Consider the following 18461-nt stretch of genomic DNA (forward strand, 5'->3'; position numbering starts at 1 on the left):
ACCGCTACCTGCGCTGGTGCACGGATCGTCACCTGCCGGCCCGCCGCCTGCGGCTCCGAGTCGGGCCTGATTGCCACCCCCGGCTGGACCCGTACCGACGTGCTCGTACGTTGCACCCGCGCTCGCGCGTCGGCTCGCCCACATCTACGAGATCGCGCTGCACACGCCAGGCCAGCGGTTGGTGACGCGCACCCAGGAGGGCCCGTTCCCGATGATGGAGACGATGTACACCTGGGCCGAGCAGTCACCAAACCTCGACCCGGATGACGCTGCGCAACGCCGGCGAACCTGCCGGGTTCTCCACCGTGGCCGCGCCGGTCGTGTCGATGGCGATGCGGCGTGAGAACCGCAAGGACCTGGCCAACCTCGACGCGATCCTCGAACGGGCCCAGCCCTCGCCCTGACGTCGACCGCCACTGTGCGCACTCGTTCCGCGGTGAGTTGGCCCGCTGGGTACGGACAGGCCCCTGGGTCTTTGGCCCTGCCGCCACGATCGGCTGACGTCAGGACCGGCGAACCGTGTGACATCTGGGCCGCCGAACCAGGGGATGGGCAGGCACGCCTGAGGGTGGTCGGCCTGGTTCGTCAGTCGGAGCGTTGCTCGATCCAGGCTCGGACCAGTCCGTGGATCGCGGGAGTCTTCTCGATGAGGTCCTCGTGATCGAACACCTTGAGTGATCGTGAGGTGGCCCCGTCACCGTCGAGGATCCCCGATGGGTCGGGCAACGCGGCCCCCGTGTGGAACATCAGCGAAACGTGCTTCTTGGCCTTGGGGAAGAACGACGCGATGTTGCCCCGATAGGTGAAGGTGGGCGCCTGCCACTTGATGCACTCACCCACACGAGGGTCCGCCGCCAGCATGACGTCGCGGACGGAGAGCACCAGCTCTTTCTGGGGGTTGTCGTAGCGGTCGAACCACGCATCGACGTCTGGGTCGTGCTGCACCATACGGCCAGCCTCATGCTGCGCCGGGCTCTGCACAAGAGCCGCGTCAAGATGGTGTTGCCGGTCTGGCTGCGAATCATGAATTCGCCCGGCACCGGCCATTTCAACTTCAAGGTCGTCCGCTGACCATGGTCGCAAGCGCGGCGCCACCCCTTGACCTGGAGGAGCAACCATGAAGCTCGGCGTGCACCTGGTGAACTTCAGCCTCCCCGGCGGCCCGGAGACGATCGGACCCACCCTTGCCGCGACCGGGAGGGCGGCTGAGGAGGCCGGGGTGGACAACCTCTCGTTCATGGACCACTACCTCCAGCTCGCGTTCCTCTCGGCCGCCGAGGACCCGATGCTGGAGGGCTACACCGCGCTCGGCTTCCTGGCGGGGCACACGACATCGGTGGAGCTCCAGCTGCTGATGACGGGTGTGACGTACCGCCACCCGGGCCTGCTCGCCAAGATCGTGTCGACCCTCGACGTGCTCTCGGGCGGGCGGGCCGCGCTGGGCATCGGAGCGGCCTGGTACGAGCGGGAGCACCGTGCCCTGGGCGTGCCGTTCCCACCGCTCGCCGAGCGCTTCGAGCGGCTCGAGGAGACCCTCCAGGTGGTGCGCCAGATGTGGAGCGACGACAACGGCCCCTTCCGCGGGAAGCACTACCAGCTGGCCGAGACGCTCAACTCGCCGCAGCCGCTGCAGCAGCCGCGCCCGCCGATCATGGTCGGCGGAGGTGGTGAGAGGAAGACGCTCCGACTCGTCGCGAAGTACGCCGACGCCTGCAACGTGTTCGCCGGGGCGGGGGCCGGACCCGACGAGGTCGCGCACAAGCTCGCCGTGCTGCGGGACTGGTGCGAGCGGGAGGGCCGGGCGTACGACGACATCCGGAAGACCGTGCTCTACAACGGTCAGGTCGGGAAGGAGCCTGCCGGCGCCGCCACGTTCGTCGACGAGATGCGCGCCCTCGCCGACGTCGGCGTCGACGAGGTGCACGTGATGCCCTTGCGTGGCGACCCGGTCGCCTTGGTCAGGTCCATGGGGGACCACGTCGTACCCGCTCTCTCCCGGCTCTGACCCGACCTCCACCTCTCACGGACAGCGCCCCGTGTCTGGCCGTCCGGTGCGTCGTCGGGGCTTGCCGACCTGCAGCGATTTTGCCGAGCATTCCTGACTTGTCCGGACGCCGACCCTCGCCTCTCGTACCGTGATTTCCGGGGATGCGACCGGAAGGGGGTGGTCGAGGTGGTGACATCGCAGTTCCGCGAGCCTGACTACGACGACCTCTGGCGTGTCACGATGGAGCACTCGCCGGTCGGCATGGCGATCGTGTCCATCAGCGGCAACGTCGTCACGGCCAACGCCGCGCTCTGCGAGATGCTCAGGTACGGCGCGGAGGTGCTGTCGCGGATGAACGTCCGGGACCTGACCCACCCCGACGACCTCGCAGCCGATCTGAGGCTCGTCGCCCAGTGCCTGGCCGGCCACACCAGCTCCTATCGCGTCACCCGGCGATACGTGCGTGCGGACGGCAGCACGCTCGTGGCCGAGGTCTCGGTCGCCCTCATGCGAGCGCCGAGCGGCAGGCCGGTCCGCTTCGTGCTGCAGCTCCTCGACCTGACCGACCGGCAGACCTTCGTCGAGCGCCTCGGCGCAGCTCAGGCCGTCGTCGAGTCGCAGCAGCGCAAGGCGGACGCTGTCTTCGGCACCGTCGCCGTGGGCCTGCTGCTGCTCGATGCCGACGGCTCCTACGCGGGGTACAACTCCCGACACCAGGACTTCATGGACCTCGCCTACCCCGACGGGCATGTCGGCCGCGTGGGACAGACGGGGCACCTGTACGACTCCGACCAGTCACGGGCCCTCACCGCCGAGGAGATGCCGACGGTCCGCGCGGTTGCGGGGGAGGAGTTCGACGACGTCCTGATCTGGGTCGGGGCCGACCCGCGCACCCGCCGCGCACTGTCGGTCTCCGCGCGGTCGATCCGCGACGGCAGCGGGGTCCTCACCGGTGCCGCGATGGCCTTCCAGGACGTCACCGAGCTGATGAGCGCCATCCGGGCCAAGGACGAGTTCGTAGGAACCGTGTCGCACGAGCTGCGCACGCCGTTGACGTCAGCGATGGCCCACCTCGAGCTCATCAGCGAGTCCTCCGAGGTCAGCCCACGCCTGCACCAGCAGGTCACGGCAGTACGCCGCAACGTGACGCGGCTCTCGCGCCTGATCGCCGACCTGCTGCTCGCCACTCGCGTGGGCGCCGGGTCCTCGCTGGTGGATCCGTACCCGCTCGATGCGGTCACGGTGGTCGCCGAGGCGCTCGACGCGGCGCGGGTGGAGGCCGCCGTCGCCGACGTCATCCTCGAGATCGAGCTTCCGGACCGACTCGACGCCCGGGTCGACGGCCTGCGCCTGCGCCAGGTGGTGGACAACCTCGTGGCGAACGCCATCGGCTACACGCCGCGCCGAGGCCGTGTCACGGTCACGCTGGCCGCCGAGGACGACCACCTGGTCCTCCGCGTCGCCGACGACGGCGCCGGCATCGACGCCGCGGACCTCGACAGCGTCTTCGAGCGCTTCTACCGCGGGGAGAACGCCCGCATGCTCGGAATCCCCGGCACGGGGCTCGGACTCACCATCGTCCGCGCCATCGTGGACGCCCACGGGGGCGAGGTCGGCCTCACCAGCGCTCCCGGCCGCGGCACCACCGTCCGCGTCGCGCTGCCACGCTGAGCTCGTCGTGTCGCCCCAGCGGCTGGGTCGGCGCCTGCGACAGCACACCGGCATGTTGCGTCATGCGAAATACGACGCGTCGTACGCAACTGGGGTCTTGTCGCGCGCGTTCCGCCGCGTCATCATCGATGTGCCCCCGACAACGGTGACGGGCGGCGGAGGGATCGCGATGACCATCAGCGCGTTCGACCTGTTCAAGGTGGGGATCGGTCCGTCGAGCTCGCACACGGTCGGGCCGATGCGGGCGGCGTACCTGTTCGTCGACGGGCTGCGGACCGACGGCCTGCTGGCGGACGTGGCACGCGTCCACGTCGAGCTCTTCGGTTCGCTCGGTGCGACCGGGCACGGCCACGGCAGCGTGAAGGCCGTCGTCCTCGGCCTCGCCGGCGAGCAGCCGCACCTCGTCGACCCAGTGGCGGTCGACCCCCTGGTGCAGGAGGTCCGCGACGGTGGGTTCCTGGACCTGGCCGGCAACCACCGGATCGCCTTCGACGTCGACGAGGACGTCGTCATGCACCGGCGCAAGCGGCTGGAGTTCCACACCAACGGCATGGTCTTCCAGGCGCACGACGCCGCGGGTGTCGAGCTGCGCCGGCGCGAGTACTACTCCGTCGGCGGCGGCTTCGTGCTCGGCGAGGACGACCTCGGCAACCCGGCGGTCGTGCCCGACGAGACGCCCGTCCCCTACCCGTTCACCACGGCCGACCAGCTGCTGGCCATCACGCGCGGGACCGGCCTGCGGATCAGCGACGTGATGCTCGCCAACGAGCTCGTCCGCCGGTCCGAGGGCGAGGTGCGCCGCGAGCTGCTGGCGATCTGGCAGGTGATGCAGGAGTGCGTCGAGCGCGGCAGCCGGACGACGGGGGTGCTGCCCGGCGGGCTGAAGGTACGCCGGCGCGCGGCCGAGCTGAAGGCCAAGCTGGACGTCGAGTGGGCCTCCGGGGTCGCCGACCCGCTGGGTGCGATGGAGTGGGTGACGCTCTACGCGCTGGCGGTCAACGAGGAGAACGCCGCGGGTGGTCGCATCGTGACCGCGCCGACCAACGGCGCCGCCGGGATCGTGCCGGCGGTGCTGCTCTACTACCACCACTTCGTGGCGGGGGCGGACGACGACGGCGTCGTCCGCTTCCTGCTGACGGCCGCCGCGATCGGCCTGCTCTTCAAGGAGAACGCGTCGATCTCGGGGGCGGAGGTCGGCTGCCAGGGCGAGGTCGGATCGGCGTGCTCGATGGCGGCCGGCGGGCTCGCCGAGCTCCTCGGCGGCACCCCGGAGCAGGTGGAGAACGCTGCCGAGATCGGCATCGAGCACAACCTGGGACTCACCTGCGACCCGGTCGGTGGTCTCGTCCAGATCCCCTGCATCGAGCGCAACGCCGTGGCGTCGATCAAGGCCATCACCGCGGCACGGATGGCCGTGCGAGGGGACGGCTCGCACCACGTCTCGCTCGACAAGGCGATCAAGACGATGCGGGAGACCGGGCGTGACATGAAGGACAAGTACAAGGAGACGGCACGCGGCGGGCTCGCGCTCAACGTCGTGGAGTGCTGACGACCGGTGCGGCGGGGGAGCGCGTGATACTGGGGTCGTGGACGTCGACGTCGAGGTGCGAGCCGTGCTGCCCTTCCCGCGCGAGGTGGTCTCGGCCTACGCGGGCGATCCGACCAACGCGCCCGACTGGTACGCCAACATCGACTCGGTGCGCTGGCAGACGCCGCCTCCGGTGGCGGTGGGGTCGCGGATGGACTTCGAGGCCAGGTTCCTCGGCCGGCGGCTCGCCTACACGTACGAGGTGGTCGAGCTCGTGCCCGGTGAGCGGCTGGTGATGCGCACCGCTGACGGTCCCTTCCCGATGGAGACGACCTACACCTGGAGCGAGGACCCGGTCGGCACCGAGATGAGGCTCCGCAACCGCGGCACCCCGAGCGGCTTCGCCAGGGTCGCCGCGCCGGTGATGCGGAGGGCGATGAAGGGCGCGATGACGAAGGACCTGGCTCGTCTCGCCGAGCGCCTGGCGCAGGGCTGAGACCTCACGCCGGTCGGGGTGGCAGGGGCTGTCAGGAGGACCTGCGGGTGACCTCCCCGACGATCCAGGCGAGCATCACGGTCCCGGCGACGATGCTGGTGAGCTGCCAGCCGTCACTGCGCTCGGCGAGCGCCGCCGCGGCCACCAGGGCGCTGCCACCGACGACGGCCATCAGGATCACGCCGGGGAAGTAGTTGCACGCTAGGCAGCACGCCGACGCCCGGGCAGAGCCGAACGTCCCGTGGAGCAGTGCCGTGGTGCCCTCGTTCGGCACCGCCGTGGGGTCAGGCAGGCGCCGTGCTCAGCGGACCAGACTGTTGCCTTTGGCGGCGGCCAGTCGGGCGCGGACGCTGAGCAGCGTCTCGATGATGAGGTCCTCGCGGCCGTTGTCGAGCCTGCTGATCGGCACCGCGACGCTCAGCGCGTCGACGGCCTGCGGGCCGAAGGGGAGCGCCACGCCGAAGCAGCGCACGCCCATGCAGGACTCCTCGCTCTCGGTGGCGTAGCCCTGCACGACGGCGCGCTCGATGATCTCGAGGACGGCGTCCTTGTCGGTGGTGGTGTTGGGCGTGATCGCGGCGATCGACTCCGGCACCATGTCGCGACGCTGCTCGAGCGGCAGCTCGGCGAGGAGGGCCCGCCCCAGCGACGTGGCGTACGCCGGCAGCCGACGGCCGACGGCCGAGTGCATCCGCAGCGGGTGCACCGACTCGCGCTTGGCGGTGTAGATGACGTCGGCGCCGTCGAGCCGGCCGAGGTGGACGGTCTCGCCGGTGGTGGCGTTGACCTCGTCGAGGACCGACGCGGCGCGGGCGAGCACCGGGTCGCCGTCGAGGTAGGCCGAGCTGACCACGAGGGAGTGGATGCCGAGCTGGTAGACGCTGCCCGTCGGGTCGGTCTGGAGCCAGCCGCGATCGACCATGGTGCGCAGCAGCGCGTGAAGGCTGCTCTTGGGGATGCTCAGCCGGGTGGACAGCTGGAGCTGGGTGCCCGGTCCGTTGGCGGCGATCTCGTCGAGGAGGTCGAGCGCGCGTGCGGCGGACTTGACGGGCCCCGCCGCCGTCGGTGCGGCGACCTCCGTGGGCTGGGTGGTCGTGCTCATGGCTTGGACTCCTCGTGTGAATGGAGGCCCCCGCCTCGCTCGACATGATCGTAGCGAAGTTCGCATACATGGACAGTGGTTCAAACCCTTGACCAGTGACGTGGACTCGGGGGTCGTCGACCTGGGCGAGGTGGAGCTGCGCAACCTCGGGTGGACGACCGAGTGCGACAACCCGGTGAAGACCGTCAGCCTCGAGGTGCCCTGACCGCGAGGTGACAGGGCAATTCCGGTCGGGCGCGCGGAGCGCCCGGTGTCCCAGACTGGGGACATGAGCGAGTCAGGACGCGACCGGCTCCGCGAGCTCCTCGACGCCGTGCTCGACGAGGACCACGCGACCCTGGCAGACATGGCCGGCGGGGCGCACTCCTCGCCGTTCCACTTCAACCGGCGCCTGCGCAGGGACGCGGGTGAGCCGCCGGTGGCGATGCGCCGACGGGTGATGCTGGAGCGGGCGGCGTGGCGGATCGCAGGCGGGTCGACCGTCACCGACGCCGCCTTCGAGGCCGGCTACGAGTCGGTCGAGGGCTTCGGCCGCGCCTACGCCCGGGCGTTCGGGCACCCACCGAGCACGCCGGCGGCGGGCCACTGGCTCCCGGCGCCCAACGGCATCCACTTCCACCCGCCCACGTCGCTGTGGGTCCAGTCCACGGAGCAGGCCATGAACCCGATCACCGAGCACCTCGTCCGCCACGACCTCGACGACACGAGGGCCCTCCTCGACCTCGCGAAGGGCGTGCCGGGGGAGGCGTACGAGTCCCCGCAGCTGCCCGGCCTGCAGGTCCTCTGCTTCGACGGGCCCGACGAGTCGCTCGCGCAGCTGCTCGAGCACCTGGTGGCGACGAAGGAGATCTGGCTCGCCGCCATCCACGGGGACGACTTCCCGGCCGCCGGCGACCGCGACCCCGCCAGCCTGCTGGCGCGCCACGACGAGGTGGCGCCTCGCTGGCTCGGCACCGTCCGTGACCTCGACGCCCGCGGGGCGTGGGAGGACCGGCTGGTCGACGCGCTGTGCGACCCGCCGGAGAGCTTCGTGATGGGCAGCGTGTTCGCCCACGTCGTGACGTATGCCGCCGCGCGTCGTCAGGTGGCCCGGCACCTGCTGCGGCTCCACGGCGTCGAGGTCGACGACGGCGACCCGATCACGTGGCTGCGCCGCCAGCGTGGCGAGGAGTGAGATCGCGCTCAGCTGCGCAGCACCTTCTCCATCGGGCGGCCCTTGGCGAGCTCGTCGACGAGCTTGTCGAGGTAGCGGATCTGCCGCATCAGCGGGTCCTCGACCTCCTGCACCTTGACCCCGCACACCGAGCCCGTGATCTGGTCGACGCGCGGGTTGAGGGTGGCGGCACCGAAGAAGTCCTCGAACGTCGTCTCCTCGGCGAGGTGCCGGCGCAGGGTGGCGTCGTCGAAGCCCGTCAGCCACTCGATGACCTGGTCGACCTCGGCCTGCGTCCGGCCCTTGCGCTCGGCCTTCGTCACGTAGTGCGGGTAGACCGACGCGACGCTCGTGGTGAAGATCCGGTGCATGCTCCGATGGTAGGCCGCGCGGGTCAGCCCTTGTGGTGATCGGCGGCCCGACGCAGCACCTCGGCCTCGCTCGCGACGGCCTTCACCGTGGCCGGGTCCATGAGCGGCTCGGTGCCGGGCTGGTGGAGGTCGGTCTCGGTGGTGTCCGGGTTGATGCCGTCTCCGGCCGCGGGGATCCCGGAAGGTGTGCGCAGGACGTCCTCGGCCTCGGCCTCGGTGAGCCCGAGGGCGGGGGCCATGACAGCGGCCTTCTTGGACGGGGCCTTCCTGGCGGCCTTCTTCGCCGGAGCCTTCTTCGCGGCGGGCTTCGTCGTCGGCGCCTGTGCGCCGGTCGCGGGAGCTGGCTCCGGCACGACCGAGGACGGCGCCTGGCTCACCCACTGGGCCGGGGGCTGCTCGGGCGTCGGGCCGCCGACACGCTCGACCGCCCGGCCGACGACGCGGGCAGTCGTACGCACGCCGGTCGCGGCGACGCCCACCGCGGTGCCGGCGACGGCGGCCGCGGCGTGGGCGGGTAGCTGGACAAGTCCTGAGGCGATGCGGATGGGCTTCACGAGGGGTCCTCTCGTCGTTCTCGTCGGGTCGCGTGCTCCGGTACCCGATCCGGGCGCCCCCAGACCGTGACCTGTGCCACGCGCGAGCGACCACGTCTGTCGGGGTGGGAAGGCGCGTCCCGGCCGGGCGGTGGTACGGAGGGTGCCCACACGCCGACCCCGGTCGGCGCCGTCCTCCTGCTCGGCGTCCTGGGCTTCATCCCCGGGACCACGACGAGCTACGACGGGCTCGAGGCCGCGGGTCACCGGTCGCACGCCGAGCTGCTCGGCATCTTCCAGGTCTCGGTCCTGCACGACATCGTGCACCTGCTGCTCGGTGCGGCCGGCCTCGCCCTGGCGCGTACGGCGCCGTCCGCGCGCGGGTTCCTCGTCGGCGGCGGCGCTACCTGCCTCGTGCCCTGGCTCTACGGGCTGCGCAGCGGGCGCCCCGTGACCCATTGACGGCGGTGCGGGACCCCGAGCCTGCGGGCACGGGTGGCGCATGCCGATCGCCCGTACGGGGCACTGTTGGCGATGGCCGCCCTGCTCCAGCACGCCCCCGCCCACCCCCGCTCCCGCTCGTACGCCGACCTCACCGACGACGAGTTCGAGGAGATCGGACGGACCCTGGACGCCCTCCGCGAGGAGGTCATCGCCAGCCGCGGCGCGCGTGACGCGGCGTACATCAGGCGGCTCATCGCCGTGCAGCGGTGCCTCGAGGTCGGCGGTCGGGTGGTGCTCCTGGGCAGCCGGAGCCGCGTCGCGTGGTGGCTCGGCACCACCTCCCTGGCGCTGTCGAAGGTGCTGGACAACATGGAGATCGGCCACAACGTGCTGCACGGCCAGTGGGACTGGATGCGCGACCCCCGGATCCATTCGTCGACCTGGGACTGGGACCACGCGTCGGCGCCGGAGCACTGGCGCCGCGCCCACAACGACCGGCACCACGTGAACACCAACGTGATCGGCAAGGACGACGACCTCGGCTACGGCATCATGCGCGTCGACGAAGCCCAGGAGTGGGAGCCGCGCCACCTCGCGCAGCCGCTGTGGAACCTCGTCAACGCCTGCATCTTCGAGTACGGCATCGCGATGTTCGACCTCGACCTCGGCGACGCGCTGCGGAAGGGGGAGGGCCTCTCGCCCGAGCTGCGCGCCGAGCTGCGCACCACCGGGCGTCGTGCCGCCCGCAACGCGTTCCGCGACTACGTGCTGCACCCGTTGCTCTCCGCGCCGACCGGGTCCGCCCGCACGACGGTGAGCGCCAACCTCGTGGCCAACGTGGCCCGCAACCTGTGGAGCCACTCGGTGATCATGTGCGGCCACTTCCCCGAGGGCGTGGCGACGTTCGAGGTCGCCGAGCTCGACGAGCACGAGACGCGCGGCCGGTGGTACGTGCGGCAGATGCTAGGCTCGGCCGACGTCTCGGGACCGTGGCTGCTCCACGTGCTGTGCGGCAACCTGTCCCACCAGGTCGAGCACCACCTGTTCCCCGACCTGCCGTCCAAGCGCTACCGCGAGATCGCGCGCCCCGTGCAGGAGCTCTTCGAGCGCCACGGGCTGGCCTACCAGAGCGCACCCCTTCTCCGACAGGTCGCCAGCGCGTGGCACAAGGTCCTGCGTCTCTCCCTCCCCCCGGCGCGCGGTGCGCATGCGCGGGGCCGGTGAGGGCGTGGGGGAGGAGCCCGTGCTCGTCGCTGCCCTGCGCGCATGGCGAGCCGGGCAGACGGGTACGGCGTCGTGACGTCCAGCAGCGGCGTCGACCGACGTGACCCCGAAGGCACTCCCATGGCAACCACTGAGCGCGACGAGACCAGACGCTTCGCCCGGCCCGTCACGGACGAGGACCACCGCCTGGTCCACCAGTTCATCCGGGCCAGCGGACGGCGGCCGACGGCAGCCGAGCTCGACGTGCTGCGCGACCACGGGGCGGTCGTGCGGGGTGTCCGGCCCCGGCACGCAGCTGCGGCACCCGGCCTCGCCGCCGCGCTACGCCGTGAGGTCGCCAGGCTCGTCAGCCGGCTCTGACCCGCGCTGCGCGGGGTCGTCACTGACCGAGCAGCTCCTCCATCAGCTCGATCTCCGCGGCCTGGCTGGACTCGATCGACTCGGCGAGCGCGACGGCATCGGCGAACAGGCCGTCCTCCTGCTCGGCCTCGGCCATCTCGATGGCGCCCTCGTGGTGCTCGATCATCATCTCCAGCCACATCGACTCGAACGCGCCGCCTTCAGCGTCCTCGAGCTCGGTCAGGTCGTCGGGATCCATCCCCATCCCATCCATCTCCTCGCCCTCGTCCTCGCCGTGCGAGCCCCCGTGGCTGTTGACGTGGTCGCGGGAGGTCTCGGGGACGTCCTCGCCCCAGGCGGTGAGCCAGTCGACCATCGACTCGATCTCGGGTGCCTGGGCGGCGCGGATGTCCTCGGTGAGCGCGGCGAGCTCGGGGGACAGGTCGCGCCCCTGGGTCATGTCGACCATGACGAGGGCGTCGGCGTGGTGCGGGATCATCTCGGTCGCGAACTCGACGTCGGCGTCGTTGTGCACGTCTCCGTTCGCGGCGGTGCGTTCGGCGGCGGGGGCGTCGCCCGCGGTGTCGTCGCCGCAGGCCGCGAGGGTGGCCGTGGCGAGCGTGAGGACGAGCGCGGCCGCGGTGGTGCGGCGCGCGCGTGCAGCAGTGCGTGCGGACATGGGTGTCTCCTTGTCGGTGTCCGTGCTGGTGTGGTGTGCGGCGCGTGGCCCGGGCGGTGCCGGGCGCAGGCGCGCCTCAGCAGCGGAGGATCGACAGGAAGTGCAGGTCGGGTGGTCCGAGGTCGTGGGTCGCGGCCGTGGGTGGCGTACGCGAGCCTGCCGCGCGCGGGAGGAGTGCGACCAGCCCGGGCCGGGTGCGCACGAGCATGAGCAGCGCGATCGCGGCAGTGGCCAGGACGGTCAGGCAGAGGCCGAGCACCTGCATCGCGCCGTGGTCACCGGCATGGCTCGTGGGCGACCACGGCGCGGCGTCGGCGAGCACGTCGTCGCCGACGGGCGCCGACTGCGCTGGGTCCGCTGGGTGCGCCGGGTGCGCGCGGTGCGCCGCGTGGCTGGTGTGGCTCGCCGCGGTCGCCTCCACGGCCGGCGCGGGAAGCGCCGCGGGTCCGGCGGCGCCGGCGTGCGTGGCCAGCCCGTGCATGGCGAAGATCGCCAGCAGGGCGGCGGCAGCCCACCAGGTCCTGGTCACGTGCCCGAGCCTAGGTCGTCCGGACACGGCGGTCACCCCGGGTGGACGTCGCGAGGACGCCCACCCGGGGTGACCAGCCGTCAGGCCGGCACCGCCGCGGGGCGGGTCAGGCCGACGCGGCACGCGGCCGCGGTGACCAGCGCAGAGGTCCCGAGGAGGACGAGTGCCACCCCGAGCCCGCCGAGGGCCGCGGAGAGGCCGAGCACCAGCAGCGGGCAGACGAACTCGCCGAGGAAGAGCGCGGCCGTCCAGAGACCGGTGCCGCGACCGCGCTGCTCGAAGGAGAGGCCGGCCAGCGCCCACACCAGGAGGGTCGGCAGCAGCAGGCCGGTGCCGGCGGAGGCGATGACGGCACCGACGACGATGACGGGGACGGTGTCCCCGAGGCCCACGACCACCAGGCCCACGCCGGCGAGGGCGAACGCGACGGGCAGGAGCGTCGCCGTGCCCTTGCGCGAGACCCGGCCGAAGGTGAAGGCACCCGCCGCGGTCGCGGCGGAGGCGACGGCGGTGACGGCGCCGATGACCGGCACGGCCTCGATCCCCACCTGGTCGAGGACGAAGGGCAGCTCCACGATCGGCGCGAAGAACACGACGCCGCCGAAGAGGGAGACCAGGCAGGGCGCGAGCAGGGCGCGCACCGGCACGGGCGGCAGGGCCGTACGCGTGGTCCCGCCGGCGTCCTCCCCCGAGGAGCGGGGCTGCCAGAGGAGCGCTGCGGCGAGCACCGCGAAGACCAGGCTCGAGGCGTACAGCCAGAACGGCGTACGCCAGCTGTGCGCCCCCAGGCCGCCGCCGAGGGCGAAGAAGAGGGTCGCGGACAGTGAGGCGAAGACGGTCTGGAGGCCGAGCCACCGGTCCCTCTCGGGGCCGGAGAAGTAGTCGGCGACCAGGGTGGTGCAGCAGGTCATGATCGCCGCCTCGGCCACACCGAGACCGACGCGGCTGAGCACGATCGCAGGCAGCCCGTCGAGCCACAGGGGAGCGGTGCCGAACGCTGCGTAGACGACCAGGGCGACCACGAGCAACCGCTTGCGGCCGAACCGGTCGACGACGCTGCCCGCGAACGGCGCCAGCAGGGCGATCATCAGGGCAGGGACCGTGAGCGAGAGCGGCACGAGCGCCCTCGCCTGGGCGGTGTCGCCGAAGTGGCCCTGCATGGAGGGAAGGACCGGCGCGAGGAGCACTGCGCCGAGGACGGGCAGGCAGCTCATGAACATGAGCAGCACTCCCTGCGGGCGGCCCGCTCGACGGGGCCCGCCGTCGGCGGCGCGGGTGGGGGCGGGTGCGGTGGTCGGGCTGGTGGACATGGCCACTCCAGGGCTCGTCGGGGGAGTGCGAGGGCGTGACGGGCGTCACGGCGTCAGGGTGGGGTGCGCGAACGCCCTCGCGGAAGTCGACGATGTTGAGCGGTGTCATCCACGCCGTCGATAACCGCAGGTCACAGCGGGGGCGGGGGGTCCTCGGCGAGCTCGCGACCCAGCTCTTCGAGAGTGCGTCGGAGCCACTCGTGGGCCGGGTCGCGGCGGTGGGAGGGGTGCCACCAGAACCCCTCCTTGACCGGGACCGCATCCCATGGGCACGGCAGCAGGCGGACGCCGGCCGTAGGGGCGAGGCGGTGCGCCAGCCGGGCCTGGAGCACCGTGATGCGCTGCGTGCCGGCCACGAGGAACGGCAGCGCGAGGAAGCTGTCGGCCGTGACCTCGACCCGCGGCTCGATCCCGAGCATGCTGAGCTGCCGGGCCGCGGGCGCGAACGCCGTCGGCAGGTCCCACATCACCACCCACGGCAGTGCGGCGACGTCGGCCATGGTCAGCTCGTCGCCGACCCGGTCGTTGTCCCGGCTGACGACGCACACCCACGTGTCGTCGAACAGGTCGGTGAAGGGGATGTCGGTCAGGAACCCGTGCGGGAGGACCACGCCGTCCACGGTCCGGAGGTTCTCGGCCGCGTTGTCCACGAACTCCGGTTCGGCCTGGCGCAGGGCCAGCCGGACGTGGGGAGCGATCTCTGCGAACCGTCGCACGACTCGTTCGCCGAAGACCGCGGTGGCGTAGTCGGACATCATCAGGCGGAACGTGCGCTCGGACGTGGCGGCCTCGAACAGCGGCGAGGCGTCGAAGACCCGGTGCACGCCGGCCAGTGCCAGCTCGATCGGCGCCCGGAGCTGCTGGGCCAGCGTGGTCAGCTCGTACTGGTTGCCGGTGCGGTGCAACAGCTCGTCGCCGAAGTGCCGGCGCAGCCGTCCGAGGGCGGCCGACACCGCCGGCTGGCTGAGTCCGAGCCGCTCGGCCGCGCGGGTGACGTTGCGCTCGCGGAGGAGCGCGTCGAGCGTCGGCAGAAGGTTGAGGTCCAGGTTGCGGAGGGTGGGCCCGGTCACCCCATCACCATAAGGCCGATGGATGGCCGGGATCATCGATCGGCTCTTCCCTGATGGTGGTGCGGCTTCCACAGTGGTGTACGTCACTTCCGTCCACGGACGGTCCGCCCGCCAGTCACCGGGAGCTCTCGTGCCCGCAGTTCGATCCGTGCTCGTCGTCGGCGCCGGTGCCGCCGGCTGCGCCACCGCCACCCTGCTCGCCGAGGCCGGTGTCTCGGTCGACCTGATCGACATCAAGCCTGACGTCAGTGCGCTCGGCTCCGGGATCACGCTCCAGGGCAACGCCCTCCGGGTGCTCCGCCAGCTCGGCGTCTGGGGCCGGGTCACCGAGCGCGGCTACGCCTTCGACACCCTCGGCCTGCGCGCGCCGGACCCGGACGGAACCCTGATCGTCGAGCTCACCGACGTCCGGACGGGGGGAGACGACCTGCCGGCGACGGTCGGCATGTACCGCCCGGACCTGGCTGGGATCCTCGTCGACCGGGCGACCGGTGCCGGTGCCAAGGTCCGGTTCGGCACGACCTGCACCGCGATGACCCAGGACGACACGGGCGTGGACGTGACGTTCGCCGATGGCTCCTCCGGGCGGTACGACCTCGTGGTCGGTGCCGACGGCATCCGGTCCCGGACCCGCCGGCAGCTGGGCATCGACCTCGAGACGCGGAGCACGGGCATGGGGATCTGGCGGGTGTTCGCGCCGCGGCCGGCCTCGGTGACGCGCACCGACCTCTACTACGGCGGGCCCTGCTACATCGCCGGCTACTGCCCCACCGGCGAGGACTCGGTGTACGCCTACCTCGTCGAGGACGCGCAGGACCGGAGCCGGCTCTCCCCGGAGGAGTCCCTGGACGTGATGCGCTCCCTGGCGGCGGCCTACCACGGTCCGTGGGACGAGATCCGCGAGTCGATGACCGACCCGGCACGCGTGAACCACACCCTGTTCGAGACCCACCTCCTCGATGCGCCGTGGCACCGCGGCCGCGTCGTGCTGATCGGCGACGCCGCCCACACGTGCCCGCCGACCCTCGCCCAGGGTGCCGCGCAGGCGCTCGAGGACGCGGCCGTGCTCGCCGAGCTCCTCCTCGCCCACGACGCGGTCGGCGACGAGCTCTGGACCGCGTTCACCGACCGGCGCCTGCCGCGTTCCACGGAGGTCGTGGACGCCTCGGTCCAGCTCGGCCAGTGGCTGCTCGACCGCGAGGAGGGTGACGTACCTGCCCTGATGGCCCGGATCGCTCACCTCCTCGCCGAACCCGCCTGACCCACCGATCCACCGCCCAGGAGCTCCCATGACCACCTCCGACCTGTCCGCACTGCCCACCAACGCCCGCGGCGAACGGCTCATCACCCACCTGCGCCACGTCGACCTCGCAGTGCCCGACTACGACAAGCAGCTGCGCTTCTACACCGAGATGTGGGGCCTCTCGCCCGAGACCACCGACGACGGGATCGCCTTCCTCGCCGCGGAGGGGTCCCCGGAGCAGTACTCGGTCCGGCTGCGCAGGGCCGAGGAGAAGCGGCTCGACCTGATCTCCTTCGGTGCCGCCACCACCGGCGACGTGGACGCGATGGCGCAGCGCCTCGCGACGGCGGGCGTGCCGCTGGTCGCCGAGCCGGACAAGCTCCAGACGCCCGGAGGCGGCTACGGCTTCCGCTTCTTCGACAACGACGGCCGCACCGTGGAGATCTCCTCCGACGTCGCGGTGCGCCGGCACCGCCGGATCGAGGAGGGCGAGTCGATCCCGGTCAAGCTCTCGCACGTCGTCATCAACTCGCCGAACCCCGAGGCCACGGTCGCGTTCTACGACGAGCACCTCAGCTTCGCGCTGTCCGACACCCTGCACTCGCCGCACATGGGCGAGGTCATGTGGTTCATGCGGACCAACCCCGCGCACCACAGCCTCGCGATCGCCCGGTGCCCGCACGTGTCGCTGCACCACGCGTCGTTCGAGATGCGCGGCGTCGACGAGTACATGCGCGGCAGCGGCCGCCTGATGCGGGCAGGGGTCGAGAAGGTCTGGGGTCCCGGGCGCCACCTGGCGGGCAACAACACCTTCACCTACTTCCTCGACCCGCACGGCAACACCATCGAGTACACGACCGAGCTCGAGGAGCTCGACGAGGACAGCTGGCACCCGCACCTGTACGACTTCTCCGACCCCGAGGTCACCGACCAGTGGGGCACGGCGAACCCGATGAGCGAGTTCGTCGCCAAGCAGTCGTTCAACGACCCGGACCGCGGCGTCTTCGTCGCGCCGCCGGTGTGAGCCACGGATGCGACTCGCCACGTTCACCGCTCCGGACCTGCTGACCCCCTGCGTCGGCGTGGTCGAGGACGAGACGGTGCTCGCGTTCCCCGAGGACCTCACCATGCGCGACGTGGCGGCGGCGGGGGTCGACGCCGCCGTCCGTCTCGCGGAGGCGGCGCGCGGACGGGAGCCCGCCCGACCGCTGTCGTCGGTCCGTCTGCTCGCTCCGCTGGAGCCGGCGTCGGTGCGCGACTTCGTCACCTTCGAGGAGCACGTGGACGGCGTACGCCGCAGTGTTGACGGCAGCGCCGGCGTCCCGGACGCGTGGTACGACGCCCCGACGTTCTACTTCACCAATCCGCACACGATCCTCGGCCCGGACGAGGACGTCCCCTTCCCGGCCGCGTGCCGGGCACGGGACTTCGAGCTGGAGGTCGCGGTCGTCGTCGGCGCTCCCGGCACGTCGCTGGGCGTCGACGAGGCCCGCGACCACGTCTTCGGCTACACGATCATGAACGACTGGTCCGCACGGGACCTGCAGTCGCGCGAGATGCAGGTCCGGCTGGGCCCGGCGAAGGGCAAGGACTTCGCCACCACGCTCGGCCCGTGGATCGTGACCGCCGACGAGCTCGACCACCGCAGGGACGCAGACGGCTTCCTCGACCTCTGGTGCTCCGTCGAGGTCAATGGCGTGGAGCTCGGCCGCGACCTGCTCGCCAACGCGGGGTGGACGTTCGAGGCGATGATCGCGTACGCGTCCAGGGACGGCCGCGTCGAGTGCGGCGACGTGCTCGGCTCGGGCACCGTCGGCAACGGCGGCTGCCTCGCCGAGCTCTGGGGCCGGCACGGTTCGCAGGCTCCGCCGCCGCTCCAGCCCGGCGACCTCGTGACCCTCACCGTCGAGGGCATCGGCTCCGTCAGCAACCGGGTCGCGGTCGCGGACCCCCCGCCGCCGGTCGCCCCCGTACGACGCCGTGACCCCGCCGCTGCCCGGCAGGTCCTGCGATGAGCACCCTGACGGGGCGGACGGTGGTCGTGACCGGGGCAGCGTCGGGGATCGGCGCCGCAGTCGCCGACGCCGCCCGGGCATCCGGTGCGCGAGTCGTGCCGGTCGACCGGACGGCCGCGGACGACGTACGCCGGCTCGACGTGCGGGAGGCGTGCCAGTGGGCGGCACTGGCCGGGACGCTGGCAGGCGGGCCGGTCCACGGCCTCGTCAACTGTGCCGGCACGACGTGGCGAGCACGCCTCGGCGACGTCGATCCGCAGGCCTTCGCCGACACGCACGCGGTCAACGTGCTCGGACCCCTGCTGGGCATCCAGGCCCTCGCACCACTGATGCCGAGCGGTGCGTCGATCGTCAACATCGGCTCGCTCGCCGCCTTCCAGGGCCACTACCCGGTGGCCTACACGACGAGCAAGTGGTCGCTGCGCGGACTGACGCGCGCCGCCGCCCTCGAGCTCGGAGCACAGGGCATCCGGGTCAATGCGGTGCACCCGGGCTTCGTGGAGACCTCGATGACCGCAGGCGCCCCGACCGACTTCCGAGAGGCGTCCGTCGCCGGCACCCTGCTCGGTCGGGCAGGCCGACCGGAGGAGGTCGCCGCGGTCGTCTGCTTCCTGCTGGGCGACGCCGCGTCCTTCGTCACCGGTGTCGACCTGCCCGTCGACGGCGGCGCCGCCTCGCACGGCGGCGCGAAGACCGTCTCGGACGCGCTCCGTCCGCACTACCGCAGTCCGGCACCCGTTGCCGCTCCCTGACCGCGACCGCTACGA

Annotated in this window: 23 protein-coding genes; 14 read left to right on the plus strand and 9 right to left on the minus strand. The window is 72.0% G+C overall.

What is annotated here, in order from left to right; genetic code table 11:
- Positions 1-263 precede the first annotated feature (263 nt).
- Positions 264-404 (plus strand): SRPBCC family protein, encoded by a 141-nt coding sequence (locus EXE59_RS23795; protein WP_168218503.1) that lies wholly within the window; start codon positions 264-266, stop codon positions 402-404.
- A gap of 181 nt (positions 405-585) precedes the next feature.
- Here EXE59_RS23795 and EXE59_RS12755 read toward each other — a convergent pair whose 3' ends face one another.
- Positions 586-948, minus strand: a complete 363-nt coding sequence (locus EXE59_RS12755) for a DUF1801 domain-containing protein (protein WP_168218504.1) — start codon at positions 946-948, stop codon at positions 586-588.
- On the opposite strand from EXE59_RS12755, the gene EXE59_RS24840 reads away from it, so the two are divergent.
- The 5 genes from EXE59_RS24840 to EXE59_RS12775 all read left to right on the plus strand — a co-directional run bounded on the left by EXE59_RS24840 (position 937) and on the right by EXE59_RS12775 (position 5682).
- Entirely contained in the window at positions 937-1071 is a 135-nt protein-coding gene (locus tag EXE59_RS24840) for a hypothetical protein (RefSeq protein WP_281280311.1), read from the plus strand. The two genes, EXE59_RS12755 and EXE59_RS24840, sit on opposite strands and share 12 nt — an antisense overlap.
- A gap of 46 nt (positions 1072-1117) precedes the next feature.
- Positions 1118-2005, plus strand: coding sequence for an LLM class F420-dependent oxidoreductase (locus EXE59_RS12760; protein ID WP_135839238.1), 888 nt, complete (start codon positions 1118-1120; stop codon positions 2003-2005).
- Between the two features lie 171 nt (positions 2006-2176).
- Positions 2177-3658: a sensor histidine kinase gene (locus EXE59_RS12765; protein WP_135839239.1), complete on the plus strand. Its 1482-nt coding sequence runs from the start codon at positions 2177-2179 to the stop codon at positions 3656-3658.
- Positions 3659-3827: 169 nt separating this feature from the next.
- Positions 3828-5207, plus strand: coding sequence for an L-serine ammonia-lyase (locus EXE59_RS12770; RefSeq protein WP_135839240.1), 1380 nt, complete (start codon positions 3828-3830; stop codon positions 5205-5207).
- A gap of 37 nt (positions 5208-5244) precedes the next feature.
- Positions 5245-5682, plus strand: a complete 438-nt coding sequence (locus tag EXE59_RS12775) for an SRPBCC family protein (protein WP_135839241.1) — start codon at positions 5245-5247, stop codon at positions 5680-5682.
- Positions 5683-5713: 31 nt separating this feature from the next.
- Here the strand turns inward: EXE59_RS12775 and EXE59_RS12780 are convergent, their stop codons facing one another.
- Together EXE59_RS12780 and EXE59_RS12785 are read right to left on the minus strand one after the other, a co-directional pair.
- Complete coding sequence (locus tag EXE59_RS12780) at positions 5714-5956, minus strand: hypothetical protein (RefSeq protein ID WP_135839242.1); 243 nt, start codon at positions 5954-5956, stop codon at positions 5714-5716.
- 27 nt (positions 5957-5983) lie between these two features.
- Positions 5984-6784 (minus strand): IclR family transcriptional regulator, encoded by an 801-nt coding sequence (locus EXE59_RS12785; protein ID WP_135839243.1) that lies wholly within the window; start codon positions 6782-6784, stop codon positions 5984-5986.
- Between the two features lie 268 nt (positions 6785-7052).
- On the opposite strand from EXE59_RS12785, the gene EXE59_RS12790 reads away from it, so the two are divergent.
- Positions 7053-7958, plus strand: coding sequence for a helix-turn-helix domain-containing protein (locus EXE59_RS12790; RefSeq protein ID WP_135839244.1), 906 nt, complete (start codon positions 7053-7055; stop codon positions 7956-7958).
- Positions 7959-7966: 8 nt separating this feature from the next.
- Here EXE59_RS12790 and EXE59_RS12795 read toward each other — a convergent pair whose 3' ends face one another.
- Positions 7967-8308 carry a DUF2200 domain-containing protein gene (locus EXE59_RS12795; protein WP_135839245.1) on the minus strand — a complete coding sequence of 114 codons (342 nt, stop codon included), beginning with the start codon at positions 8306-8308 and terminating at the stop codon, positions 7967-7969.
- 23 nt (positions 8309-8331) lie between these two features.
- A complete protein-coding gene (locus EXE59_RS23800) occupies positions 8332-8862 on the minus strand; it encodes a hypothetical protein (protein ID WP_168218505.1) in 531 nt (176 codons plus the stop codon).
- 66 nt (positions 8863-8928) lie between these two features.
- Between EXE59_RS23800 and EXE59_RS12810 the strand changes: the two genes are divergently transcribed.
- The 3 genes from EXE59_RS12810 to EXE59_RS12820 all read left to right on the plus strand — a co-directional run bounded on the left by EXE59_RS12810 (position 8929) and on the right by EXE59_RS12820 (position 10869).
- On the plus strand, positions 8929-9303 hold the full coding sequence (locus tag EXE59_RS12810; RefSeq protein WP_246056768.1) for a DUF4383 domain-containing protein: 375 nt from the start codon (positions 8929-8931) through the stop codon (positions 9301-9303).
- 72 nt (positions 9304-9375) lie between these two features.
- Entirely contained in the window at positions 9376-10509 is a 1134-nt protein-coding gene (locus EXE59_RS12815; protein WP_135839248.1) for a fatty acid desaturase family protein, read from the plus strand.
- Positions 10510-10629: 120 nt separating this feature from the next.
- Positions 10630-10869: a hypothetical protein gene (locus EXE59_RS12820; protein ID WP_135839249.1), complete on the plus strand. Its 240-nt coding sequence runs from the start codon at positions 10630-10632 to the stop codon at positions 10867-10869.
- 19 nt (positions 10870-10888) lie between these two features.
- Here the strand turns inward: EXE59_RS12820 and EXE59_RS12825 are convergent, their stop codons facing one another.
- From EXE59_RS12825 to EXE59_RS12840, 4 genes are all read right to left on the minus strand, one after another.
- A complete protein-coding gene (locus EXE59_RS12825; protein ID WP_135839250.1) occupies positions 10889-11527 on the minus strand; it encodes a DUF305 domain-containing protein in 639 nt (212 codons plus the stop codon).
- A gap of 76 nt (positions 11528-11603) precedes the next feature.
- Entirely contained in the window at positions 11604-12056 is a 453-nt protein-coding gene (locus tag EXE59_RS12830; protein ID WP_135839251.1) for a hypothetical protein, read from the minus strand.
- 80 nt (positions 12057-12136) lie between these two features.
- Positions 12137-13366, minus strand: a complete 1230-nt coding sequence (locus EXE59_RS12835) for an MFS transporter (protein ID WP_135839252.1) — start codon at positions 13364-13366, stop codon at positions 12137-12139.
- Positions 13367-13497: 131 nt separating this feature from the next.
- Positions 13498-14436 (minus strand): LysR family transcriptional regulator, encoded by a 939-nt coding sequence (locus tag EXE59_RS12840; protein ID WP_246056770.1) that lies wholly within the window; start codon positions 14434-14436, stop codon positions 13498-13500.
- Positions 14437-14566: 130 nt separating this feature from the next.
- Between EXE59_RS12840 and EXE59_RS12845 the strand changes: the two genes are divergently transcribed.
- From EXE59_RS12845 to EXE59_RS12860, 4 genes are read left to right on the plus strand one after another with little or no spacing between them, the layout of a single operon-like run.
- Positions 14567-15697, plus strand: a complete 1131-nt coding sequence (locus EXE59_RS12845) for an FAD-dependent monooxygenase (RefSeq protein ID WP_135839254.1) — start codon at positions 14567-14569, stop codon at positions 15695-15697.
- A gap of 28 nt (positions 15698-15725) precedes the next feature.
- Positions 15726-16703 (plus strand): VOC family protein, encoded by a 978-nt coding sequence (locus EXE59_RS12850; RefSeq protein WP_135839255.1) that lies wholly within the window; start codon positions 15726-15728, stop codon positions 16701-16703.
- A 7-nt stretch (positions 16704-16710) separates the two neighbouring features.
- Positions 16711-17694, plus strand: a complete 984-nt coding sequence (locus tag EXE59_RS12855; RefSeq protein WP_135839256.1) for a fumarylacetoacetate hydrolase family protein — start codon at positions 16711-16713, stop codon at positions 17692-17694.
- On the plus strand, positions 17691-18446 hold the full coding sequence (locus EXE59_RS12860; protein WP_135839257.1) for an SDR family NAD(P)-dependent oxidoreductase: 756 nt from the start codon (positions 17691-17693) through the stop codon (positions 18444-18446). Before EXE59_RS12855 ends, EXE59_RS12860 begins: the two co-directional genes overlap by 4 nt.
- Positions 18447-18461: the final 15 nt, after the last annotated feature.

It is taken from the genome of Nocardioides eburneiflavus (assembly GCF_004785795.1).
Lineage (GTDB): Bacteria > Actinomycetota > Actinomycetes > Propionibacteriales > Nocardioidaceae > Nocardioides > Nocardioides eburneiflavus.